At 58.6% G+C, this 10,252-nt stretch carries 10 protein-coding genes; 4 read left to right on the forward strand and 6 right to left on the reverse strand.

What is annotated here, in order from left to right; genetic code table 11:
* Positions 1 to 25: 25 nt before the first annotated feature.
* From B2Y33_RS10560 to B2Y33_RS10580, 5 genes are all read right to left on the reverse strand, one after another.
* Positions 26 to 358: a DUF2790 domain-containing protein gene (locus tag B2Y33_RS10560; RefSeq protein WP_004374634.1), complete on the reverse strand. Its 333-nt coding sequence runs from the start codon at positions 356 to 358 to the stop codon at positions 26 to 28.
* Between the two features lie 145 nt (positions 359 to 503).
* Complete coding sequence (locus tag B2Y33_RS10565; RefSeq protein ID WP_004374632.1) at positions 504 to 3,653, reverse strand: efflux RND transporter permease subunit; 3,150 nt, start codon at positions 3,651 to 3,653, stop codon at positions 504 to 506.
* Positions 3,650 to 5,110: an efflux RND transporter periplasmic adaptor subunit gene (locus B2Y33_RS10570; protein ID WP_206406107.1), complete on the reverse strand. Its 1,461-nt coding sequence runs from the start codon at positions 5,108 to 5,110 to the stop codon at positions 3,650 to 3,652. Before B2Y33_RS10570 ends, B2Y33_RS10565 begins: the two co-directional genes overlap by 4 nt.
* Positions 5,107 to 6,369, reverse strand: coding sequence for a TolC family protein (locus B2Y33_RS10575; protein WP_288632911.1), 1,263 nt, complete (start codon positions 6,367 to 6,369; stop codon positions 5,107 to 5,109). Before B2Y33_RS10575 ends, B2Y33_RS10570 begins: the two co-directional genes overlap by 4 nt.
* 572 nt (positions 6,370 to 6,941) lie before the next feature.
* Complete coding sequence (locus B2Y33_RS10580; RefSeq protein WP_019334898.1) at positions 6,942 to 7,505, reverse strand: recombinase family protein; 564 nt, start codon at positions 7,503 to 7,505, stop codon at positions 6,942 to 6,944.
* 230 nt (positions 7,506 to 7,735) lie between these two features.
* Between B2Y33_RS10580 and B2Y33_RS10585 the strand changes: the two genes are divergently transcribed.
* From B2Y33_RS10585 to B2Y33_RS10600, 4 genes are read left to right on the forward strand one after another with little or no spacing between them, the layout of a single operon-like run.
* On the forward strand, positions 7,736 to 8,476 hold the full coding sequence (locus tag B2Y33_RS10585) for a GIN domain-containing protein (protein WP_019334897.1): 741 nt from the start codon (positions 7,736 to 7,738) through the stop codon (positions 8,474 to 8,476).
* 6 nt (positions 8,477 to 8,482) lie between these two features.
* The gene (locus B2Y33_RS10590; protein WP_016502319.1) at positions 8,483 to 8,896 is read left to right on the forward strand and encodes a hypothetical protein; all 414 of its coding nucleotides are present in this window, start codon (positions 8,483 to 8,485) and stop codon (positions 8,894 to 8,896) included.
* A gap of 13 nt (positions 8,897 to 8,909) precedes the next feature.
* On the forward strand, positions 8,910 to 9,182 hold the full coding sequence (locus tag B2Y33_RS10595; RefSeq protein ID WP_016502318.1) for a CopG family ribbon-helix-helix protein: 273 nt from the start codon (positions 8,910 to 8,912) through the stop codon (positions 9,180 to 9,182).
* Positions 9,182 to 9,457, forward strand: coding sequence for a type II toxin-antitoxin system RelE/ParE family toxin (locus B2Y33_RS10600; protein WP_016502317.1), 276 nt, complete (start codon positions 9,182 to 9,184; stop codon positions 9,455 to 9,457). Before B2Y33_RS10595 ends, B2Y33_RS10600 begins: the two co-directional genes overlap by 1 nt.
* Before the next feature lie 143 nt (positions 9,458 to 9,600).
* Here B2Y33_RS10600 and B2Y33_RS10605 read toward each other — a convergent pair whose 3' ends face one another.
* On the reverse strand, positions 9,601 to 9,870 hold the full coding sequence (locus B2Y33_RS10605; protein ID WP_011077892.1) for a hypothetical protein: 270 nt from the start codon (positions 9,868 to 9,870) through the stop codon (positions 9,601 to 9,603).
* Positions 9,871 to 10,252 lie beyond the last annotated feature (382 nt).

Here is a 10,252-nt window from a genome sequence, read left to right on the forward strand (position 1 = left end):
TTTCAGTCAGCGCGATGTCATTTATCTAGTTTTGATAACGGCAACCTGTCCCGGCTGCCCGGTATTCAAGAATATTCAGATCGCCATTGGAGTCCTCGTAGGTCATCTGGGCCGGCATCACACCGCAGCTAGAGTCCGTCGGGGTAGTGGCCACGACCCTGGCGATATCGAGTTTCATGCCGTAGCGGTAATGAATAACTTCAGGCGGATTTTTTCCGTTAGCGGCAGCATACTCTTGCATGGCCTGCTCATTGGCCTGAATCATCCGACCATAAACACGATCAGCGCCGCCTTCTGCCAGAGTGGCAGAGGAAACAACCATAGCGGCAAGGGCTGCAATAACTTTGAGGCTTTTCATGTTTAATCACTCCTTCAAGGTGGTGATTAAAATATATCCGCTCAACCTGTCATAAAAATGAAGTCAAAGTTACATCGCCGTAATGCTTCCTGCCGCGTTACCCGGGCGAGTCAGCTTGGCGCGTGGCTTGCCCGGGTTTGTAAAGCTATAGCTCCTGCGGTGCGCGAACCTTCTGTGTACGCTGCCTTCGCATCAGCCAGTACGCGGCCGGCAAAACCAACATGGACATCAGCGGCGCGGTAATCATGCCGCCGACCATGGGCGCGGCGATGCGCTTCATCACTTCAGATCCGGCACCTCCGCCCCAGAGGATTGGCAACAGGCCGGCGATGATCACGGCCACCGTCATCACCTTGGGCCGCACGCGCAGCACTGCGCCTTCACGAATTGCCTCCAGTAGTGCCGGGTCACCGCTGCGCCCGGCATCCATACGTGCATGCCAGGCATTCTTCAGGTACAGCAGCATGATCACCCCAAACTCCGCCGAGACGCCGGCCAAGGCGATAAAGCCGACCCCAGTGGCAACCGACAGGTTGAAGCCGAACCAGTAGAGCAGCCAGATGCCGCCCGATAGGGCGAAGGGCAGGGTTGCCATGATCAGTAGGGCCTCACCGAAGCGGCTGAAGGTCAGGTAAAGCAGCACGAAGATGATCAACAAGGTCGCCGGTACCACCCAGGCCAGCCGTGCATTGGCGCGCTCCAGGAACTCGAACTGACCGGAGTAGGAGACGGTCATGCCAGCATCGAGTTGTACCTGCTCAGCTACGCGTTGCTGCAACTCGCGCACGGTCGATGCCAGGTCGCGCCCACGGACATCGACATAGACCCAACCGGACAGACGCCCGTTCTCGCTGCGCAGCATTGGCGGCCCTTCGGTCAGACTAACCTGGGCGACGGTGCCCAAGGTGATCTGCTGGCCGGCTTGCGTGAGGATCGGCATACGCCGTAGTGCCTGCGGACTGTCTCGCCACTCCTTGGGATAGCGCAGGTTGATCGGGAAGCGGGCCAGTCCTTCAACCGTCTCACCAATATTGCTGCCGCCGATGGCGCCCGATACCACCGCCTGCACATCGGCGATGCTCAGGCCATAGCGCGCCGCGGCCAGTCGATCGATCTGGATGTCCACGTAACGGCCGCCAGTAAGGCGTTCTGCCAAGGCCGAACTCACCCCAGGCACCTCTTTGGCCACGGCCTCGATATCGCGCGTTATGCGCTCGATGTCGACCAAGGAGGTTCCGGACACTTTCACCCCAATGGGGCTCTTGATCCCCGTCGCCAGCATGTCGATGCGGTTGCGGATGGGCGGCACCCAGATATTGGACAGCCCCGGAACTTTTACCGCGCGATCCAGTTCCTCGATCAGCTTTTCGGGTGTCATCCCCGCGCGCCATTGATCGCGTGGTTTGAACTGCACCGTGGTCTCGAACATTTCCAGCGGTGCTGGATCGGTGGCGGTCTCTGCTCGCCCGGCCTTGCCGAATACCCGTGCCACTTCGGGCACCGTGAGGATCATCCGGTTGGTTTGCTGCAGCAGCTGGGTGGCCTTGCTGGCCGGCAAGCCGGGCAGGGCTGATGGCATGTACAACAGGTCGCCCTCGTCCATCGGCGGTAGAAACTCTCCTCCGAGTCTGCTGAGGGGCCAGAGACTGGACAAAAACACTAGCAAGGCCAGCGCTAGGGTCACCTTAGGCCAAGCCAGCACCCACTCCAGCACCGGCCGGTATGCACCGATCAGCCAACGATTCAAGGGGTTCTGTTGTTCGCTGGGGATATGCCCACGAATCCAATAGCCCATCAGCACCGGTACCAAGGTGATCGAGAGGCCAGCAGCGGCAGCCATGGCATAGGTCTTGGTGAATGCCAGCGGGCCAAACAAGCGACCCTCCTGGGCCTCCAGGGTGAAGACCGGGAGGAAAGACAGGGTGATGATCAAAAGGCTGAAGAACAGCGCCGGCCCGACCTCGGCCGCAGCTTCGCCGATCACCCGCCAGTGCGCCTCGCCCTGAAGCGGTTCACCGGGGTGTCGAGCCTTCCAGGCCTCGATGTGCTTGTGCGCGTTCTCGATCATCACCACGGCGGCATCGACCATGGCGCCGATGGCGATTGCGATCCCGCCGAGCGACATGATGTTGGCATTGACGCCCTGGTAGCGCATGACGATGAAGGCCATCAGGATGCCCAGGGGCAGGGTGATGATCGCGACCAGCGACGAGCGCAGGTGCCAGAGGAAGATCAGGCAAACCAGGGCAACCACCGCGAACTCTTCCAGCAGCTTGTAGCTGAGGTTATCGATGGCGCGGTCGATCAATTGCGAACGGTCATAGGTGGTGACCACCTCGACGCCGGCCGGCAAGCTGCCCTTCAGGCTGTCCAGCTTGGTCTTCACCGCGGCGATGGTATCGCGGGCATTCTTTCCGGAGCGCAAGATGACCACGCCACCTACAACTTCACCCTGGCCATCCAGCTCGGCAATGCCACGACGCATCTCTGGCCCCAACTGAATGGTGGCCACCTGACCCAGCAGCACCGGAACTCCGCTGGCCGAAGCCCGCAGCGGCACATTGCGGAAATCCGCCAGGCTCTCTAGATAGCCTGAAGCCCGGACCATGTACTCGCGCTCTGCCAGCTCCAGGATGGCGCCGCCGGTTTCCTGATTGGCGCTCTTCAGCGCCGCTTCGACCTCCTGCTGAGTTACCCCATAAGCCACCAGCTTCTGGGGATCGAGCAGCACTTGGTATTGCTTGACCATGCCGCCGAGGGTGGCCACTTCGGCTACGTTGGGCAGGCCCTTGAGTTCGTACTTAAGGAACCAGTCCTGCAGTGCCCGCAGCTGGGCAAGATCATGCTGGCCGCTGCGGTCGACCAAGGCGTACTGGTAGATCCAGCCCACGCCGGTGGCATCCGGCCCAAGGGTGGTGGTAACACCCTCGGGCAGGCGTTCCTGCGCCTGGTTGAGGTACTCCAGCACCCGCGAGCGTGCCCAGTAGAGGTCGGTATCGTCCTCGAACAGCACATAAACGAAGGAGTCGCCGAAGAACGAGTAGCCGCGCACTGTCTTCGCCCCCGGCACCGAGAGCATGGTGGTGGCCAGCGGGTAGGTCACCTGGTTCTCGACAATCTGCGGTGCCTGCCCGGGGAAGCTTGTGCGGATGATGACCTGGGTGTCGGACAGATCCGGCAGTGCATCCAACGGCGTGTTGCGCAGCGACCAGATGCCCAGGGCGGTGATGAACAGGGTCGCCAGCAGCACCAGAAAGCGATTGCCGATAGACCAGTGGATCAGGCGTGCGATCATGGCTGGTCTCCTTCCTTGCTGAGCTGCTCGATCATCAGGCCGGAGTTTTTCTGGCGGGCGCCGATACGTACGTGATCTCCTGGCTTAAGTCCCACAGCTACTTCGGAGCTGACCAGAGGAAAAGCCATGGTCATACCTGGCATATTCAGGCTCTCGAAGGGGCCATGCTCCAGGGTGACTTGTTTCCCGTCCAGTGCGCGAATAACGCCGTGAGACACATGCAGCCCCTCCGTGCTGTCCTGTTCTGCATTGCCGGCCAGGATGCCCTGCAGGCTGGCTTCCGAATCGATGAGGAACTGGCCGGAGGTAACGACCGCCTGACCTTCCTCAAGACCGGAAAACACCTCCAGACGCCCATCGGCCTCGCGGCCCAAGGTGATTTCCTGGGGGCGGTAGCGTCCGTCGCCTTCGGCCAGCATCACCAATGCACGCTTGCCGGTGCGAATCACGGCTTCACTCGGCACAAGAAGCGTGGATTGTTCGACGGCACTGTTCAGGCGTACGGCGGCGAACATGCCGGGGCGCAACTTACCGGCAGGGTTGGGTAGCTCGCTGCGTACCGTGAGCGTGCGCGTTTGCGGATCGGCACTCGGCAGCAAGGCTATGACGCGGCCCAGCAGCGGTCGATCAGGAAAGGCCGTCAGGTTGGCGCGGATCTCGTCCCCGACCTGGATACTTCCGGCCATGGCCTCGGGTATCGCCGCATCGAGCCAGACACTGGACAGCCCGTTGATCAACGCCAGATCCTGCCCGGCTTCAACGGTCATCCCGGCGCGTACCTGCAAGGCTTGGAGCTCGCCGCTGATAGGTGTGGTGAGGGTTTGCACTGCCCGCGGTTTGCCGCTGCGGCGAACCTGCTCTATCAACGCTTGTGGCATGCCGAGCAGGCGGAGGCGCTCTTGGGCCGCAGTGATCAAGCGGGCGTCACCGGTACGCAGTACCGCGAGGAACTCCAACTGCGCGGCGGACCACTCGGGAATCAGCAGGTCGACCAGGGGTGTACCAGCTGGCAGTACATCGCCAGGGGCACGCCCGTAAACCCGCTCGACGAATCCGCCAGCGCGGGCCTGGAGGTTCGCTACCTCTCGCTGGTTATAGGCCAGGGAGCCGACCACCTCGATATCCGAGGGCAGTACACCGCGGATCACCGTCGAGGTTCGCATTCCGAGGTTCTGCACGGCTTGAGCGGGGACGCTCAGGACAGACGGATCTTGCTCGGATCCTGCGTATTTAGGGACAAGCTCCATATCCATGAAAGGTGACTTGCCCGGTTTATCGAAGCGCTGCTCAGGCTGCATCGGGTCGTACCAATAGAGCACCTTGCGCTCGTCCGTCGGTGCGGAGCTAGGCAGTAGCTCGTGTTTGGCTTGCCGCTGGGCCAGCCAGTAGCCACCGCCCGCCGCGCCAATGCCCACGGTCAGCACGGCGACCGCAAAACCAAATGTCGATATCTTCATTTCAGGCCCTCCACATAGGCGTAGTACAGGCTTGCGGAGAGCTGGCTCAACTTGCGCTGCTGTTCAATCTGCCGCAGCTGCGCCTCAATCAGGTCGCGCTGGGCAGTAATAACGGATGTGAGCTGGCTGTTACCGGCTTGGTAGGCGGCCAGTTCGAGATCGGCACGTTTGCTTGCAAGCGGGATCAAGGTTTTTTCGGTGCGTGACAAGGTCCTGCGCAGTTGCTCAAGCTCGGCAATACCGCCTTCCAGCTCAGCCTGATGGGCGCGTAGTAATGCTTCCTGCTCGGCTTCCATCTGCGACACGCTTTGTTGTCTGGCGTTGATCTTGGGCCCCTGACGTGTGCCTACGAACAACGGCAGGTCGAAGGTGAATTGCACCATCACCATATCGCCGAACTGGTTGTCGCGATTGTTGTAGGCAAACTCAACACCCCAGTCGGGGGTCTTCTCGGCGATGGCCTCGTTCAGCTCGGCGCTAGCCTCGTCGACTCGGGCGGAGGCAGCGCGCAACTCAGGGTGTGAGGCAATGCGTTGCTGCAGGTGCGGTGCCACCAGGTTCAGACTGGGAACACCTCCTTGCAAAGGCTGGTCAGCCTCGTTGCCTATCCAGCGGCGCAGCTTGGCACGAGCTACTGCCACATCGCGATTCAGTTCATCTCGCCGATCTTGTAACGCCAAAGCTTCCTGGTCGGCCTGCAACAGCTCGCCAGGCTGAGCACTACCGCCGGCAATCAGCGATTGCACGGTCGAGCGGAGCATCTCAATCTGACGGTCCAGTTGATCGAAGAGGCCAACACTGCGTTCGGCGTAGTACACGTCCAGCCAGCTCACTGCCGTCTGGCGCTTGATTTCCAACTGCATGGCGCGCTGCTCGGCCTCGGCTCGGCCAACTGAAGCATCGGCCAACTGCCGCCGAGCCTGACGCTTGTCACTGTTGGGGACTTCCTGCATGAACCCAATGCGGCGCATGGTCATGGAGTCACGATTAAGTGTGTAACGGTCAGGGCCTTCGATCGGCAGGTTGTCGATACCTAGAATCAGCTTGGGATCGGGCAGGGCGTCTGCGGGCCCTACAGCCTGCTGTGCCGATGCCACCTGCGCCTGGCGCGCGAGGTTTTCAGGGGCACTCTGCTCGGCCAGAGCTTGGGCTCGTTCGAAAGTTAGGGGCTGCGCCTGCGCGGCAAGCCAGGGAGCTGCCCAGAATGCGGCAGCCAACACACCGAGATAGCCACGGCGTGGAAAAAGGAAAGCGGACATGCTTTCGCCTCCAATGCGATTGATCGAGGTCGCAGCTACGAAACGTGGCCGCGACGATGCGCCTGACTGTAAGGCGCGTGATGATCACTGCATTAGACGAAACGAGGAGGGCGCCAGAGTCCTGCAGGCTCTCGCTTAATCACCGACTGGGTCAGAAATATTTCGGGGCGTGAGAGGAGAGGGGATATGCTCTTGATCACGGTGGTCTGGAGAAGCCCTCCGGTTTTGCATTCCTGACCGGACTTGCAGGGGGACTTACTGGCCACCCCATCGGACTTGTCCATTCGTTCGCAGCACGGAGCATCAGCCGTTGCATGGTTCTGATGATCGGCGCTCTGCATCGGGCAAGGTTGTGCCGGCATGCTGAAAGCCACACCGCCGAAGGTCGGCAGCACGAGGCTAGCAATCATTAGCAGGATCAATCCAATCCGACGCACAGCAATTCACCAAGCGGGGCGATAGGGCGACGATAGCAGATTGCCCCGAGGCATGAGCGTTCCTTTTGACGATAACGGCACTTTGTTGATTTGGATCAAATAGGGGTCGTCTCAGAAAACGGAAAATAAAGCACGTTAAGCTCCAATTTCGCGCAGGTACTGGTACAACGTTTCGCGGCTGATGCCAAATTCACGGGCCAGCTTTGCCTTTTGCTCGCCGGCCTTGACGCGTTGCAGAAGTTCAGCGGCGCGTTCGGGCGAAAGCGCTTTCTTGCGGCCCCTGTATGCTCCGCGCTGTTTGGCGAGCGCGATGCCTTCCCTCTGTCGCTCGCGGATCAATGCTCGCTCGAACTCGGCGAACGCGCCCATGACCGACAACATCAAGTTTGCCATCGGCGAATCCTCACCGGTGAAGGTCAGGCATTCTTTGACGAACTCGATGCGCACACCGCGCCTGGTCAGCTTTTGCACAAGGCGGCGCAGGTCATCGAGGTTGCGGGCCAAGCGATCCATGCTGTGCACCACCACCGTATCTCCTTCGCGCACGAAGGCCAGCAGCGAGTCAAGTTCTGGGCGCTGGGTGTCCTTGCCCGATGCCTTGTCGGTGAATACCTTTCCGACTTCGACCTGTTCCAGTTGCCGCTTCGGGTTTTGGTCGAAGCTGCTGACCCGGACGTAGCCGATACGTTGACCTTGCAAGATGCCCCCAAACAGAAAAGTGTCAGGAATAAATCTATGACCTTGCGTAGTTTGTGTCAATAAATTAAGCGATGGAGTCTATCCGGACGTTTCTGGGTAGGCTGTCCTGACGTCAGGTTAGGGCATAGCCCAACCTGACGGATCGATTGACAGCTCATTATTATTCACTATGATTAACCCTGAGTCGAGCTATGGCAAAGTCACTCAAAATAAATCACAAAGGATAGATGATGAGCCAATCCAGCCCTTTGACGCACCAGGATGCCAACCATCGCGATTCCGCATGGGAGCGTGCTGCCAACTACGAGAAGGAAGAGCGCCCCATCCACCCAGTTAGCAAAATTGTGATCAAGGGGGCGGTTGATGTTGTGTTCTTTCGCTCGTCATCAGCGCACCTGGTCGTGGCAGGGGAAAACGTGGAAGCCATTCGTAACATCAAGACCCGCTTCGAGGGTGACAAGCTGATCATCGAGCAGGAGGGCATTTCCATTAGCGGCTATGGGGGCAATATTCACGTTTCTGGTACCGGCAACATTTTCGTGGGCGGAACGATCAATGTCGGTGGACGCCACGGCGGCGTCACTATGCAGTCCAAGGGGCGAAGCATCGTTGGAATCGCATTGCCTGAAGCCCCCAGTATCCGCATCAAGGGCAGTGGCGACGTGACCCTGTACGACCTTCAGCAGACCGTCCTCGATCTAGGCATCCAAGGTTCGGGCGATATCACGGCCTTTGGTCGCGTGGGTCTTCTGGACGCCGAGATAGCCGGTTCGGGCGACGTGGACGCCAGCGAGCTGGTCGCTACGTCCGCCAAACTGTCGGTAGTCGGCTCCGGTGATATCGACGCCTATGTCAGCGACTCAGTGAAGGCACGCGTGGCGGGTTCCGGTGACATCGTGGTGCGCGGTAACCCGCCGACCCGCGACCATTCCGTTGCCGGCTCAGGCGACATCAAGTTCAAGAAGAAGTGACGCTCCATGAAGAATGACCAAGAACGAACCGAGCTGTTGCAGCAGATCGACAAGCTGTTGACGGCAGTGGATTCGATGCAAACCTGCCTCGAAGCGCCCGAGGCCACAAACGCCGATGGCAGCTTTGACATTGCTCGCACCAACTTGCGTATCACGGCCAACGAGGCCGCGCAGGTTGTCGAACGTCAGCGAGGCGCGCAGGAGCAGCGTGAAAAGTCTCGTCCAAAAGTAACGCTGGCCACGTCGTTACTTGCCGGCGCTGAAGCGTCTGAATGGCAGGCCAACAAGCTCAAAACTAATGGCGATGAGGCCGGTGCCCGCCAGGCCAGCGAACATGCCGTCACTCTGCGCCGGATGGCATCGGAAGCGGCGGTTACTGAACGCCGGCAGAGCATGCACCTTGTACCTACCATTGATTAGGAGTAACCCCATCATGGCAACCACCGCGAAAACCCGATCCGTCACGGCTCACGTCCCTGTGCAACTGGCCGAAAAGGTCGATTTGATGGCTGAGCGCCTGGAACGCTCCAAGAACTGGATCGTCAAGCAGGCTCTGGCCGCCTGGATAGACCAGGAAGAAGAACGTAGTCGCCTGACCCGTGAGGCATTGGCCGATGTGGATGCTGGTCGCGTGATCGATCATCAAGCTGTCCAGGCCTGGGCTGAAAGCCTCAGCACTGACACTCCGTTGCCGGTACCGCGCTGATGGAGTTGAAGTGGACAAGCAAGGCGCTTTCCGACATTGCCCGGTTGTATGAGTTTCTGGCGTCGGTGAATCAGCCTGCCGCCGCACGAACAGTGCAGCAACTCACAGCCGCACCTTCCACGCTGCTGGCCAACCCGCGCATTGGCGAACGCCTGGAAGAATTCGATCCACGGGATGTGCGCCGAATTCAAATCGGCCATTACGAGATGCGTTACGAGATAGTGGATTCCACTATCTACCTACTGCGCCTGTGGCACACCCGCGAAGACCGATAGGTTTGGCTGGGCCAGGAACGGAATACATCAAACTGGCGAGCCTACGACTGATCAGAAAACCTTAGCGTACGATTTTTTCCGAATTCTGTAGGCTCCCCTAATCCAAGGCCAACCTCCTGTGCTAATTCGCCCAGTCTAGGGGGCTATAGATCGCCAGTCATCAGTAGCTCTCTCAGTATGCTGAGATTTTTCCTGATTTCAACTTCTACCTTTCCAGAATAATCAAGTGCCTCAAGCGTATTCTTTGTTTGGTTCATTGCCTCTGCTATTATATCAATGGCAGTTTTTCTTGATGCTGCCATATTTTCTAGAGTCTGTTCCCCTGCATCTAGCATTGTTACGATATCTTGTTTGCTTAACTTATCATAATTCACGTTACGGAGTTGCTCTAGTATTAACTCTTGATCCGACATATATGCTCCTCTTTATTATTATCGATTTGTTGTTTATGATAATATTAATTATTTCATTGTTCCAGAAAAAACAGCTGGGATAGTGTATCATAAAAAATATATTTCGAGCGAATGGGGAAAGTCGGTCGAGCCATGCGCATAACCAATCCATGGCATTGGACGCACAGTATATCGTTACCGGTGGATAAATGAATTAACCGCTCAATCCACTAGGTTACGACGACGCAATCAGTTCGTGGACGGTGCGGTTTATCTATTACCCCTCTAGATAAATGAGCAGGGACAAACTTCGCCACCCAAGATGGCACTTTTTCTACCGGCATGGGTTTCGCAATACCATAGCCTTGCGCTACATCACAACCTAGGGAATCTCCGAACAAGC

Origin of the sequence: Pseudomonas sp. UBA5666, from assembly GCF_002420785.1 — a bacterium.
Taxonomy (GTDB): domain Bacteria; phylum Pseudomonadota; class Gammaproteobacteria; order Pseudomonadales; family Pseudomonadaceae; genus Aquipseudomonas; species Aquipseudomonas fulva.

Coding starts and splice junctions, on each gene's coding strand:
- B2Y33_RS10560 (WP_004374634.1), bottom strand. CDS start 358: ATGAAAAGCCTCAAAGTTATTGCAGCCCTTGCCGCTATGGTTGTTTCC.
- B2Y33_RS10565 (WP_004374632.1), bottom strand. CDS start 3,653: ATGATCGCACGCCTGATCCACTGGTCTATCGGCAATCGCTTTCTGGTG.
- B2Y33_RS10570 (WP_206406107.1), bottom strand. CDS start 5,110: ATGAAGATATCGACATTTGGTTTTGCGGTCGCCGTGCTGACCGTGGGC.
- B2Y33_RS10575 (WP_288632911.1), bottom strand. CDS start 6,369: ATGTCCGCTTTCCTTTTTCCACGCCGTGGCTATCTCGGTGTGTTGGCT.
- B2Y33_RS10585 (WP_019334897.1), top strand. CDS start 7,736: ATGAGCCAATCCAGCCCTTTGACGCACCAGGATGCCAACCATCGCGAT.
- B2Y33_RS10590 (WP_016502319.1), top strand. CDS start 8,483: ATGAAGAATGACCAAGAACGAACCGAGCTGTTGCAGCAGATCGACAAG.
- B2Y33_RS10595 (WP_016502318.1), top strand. CDS start 8,910: ATGGCAACCACCGCGAAAACCCGATCCGTCACGGCTCACGTCCCTGTG.
- B2Y33_RS10600 (WP_016502317.1), top strand. CDS start 9,182: ATGGAGTTGAAGTGGACAAGCAAGGCGCTTTCCGACATTGCCCGGTTG.
- B2Y33_RS10605 (WP_011077892.1), bottom strand. CDS start 9,870: ATGTCGGATCAAGAGTTAATACTAGAGCAACTCCGTAACGTGAATTAT.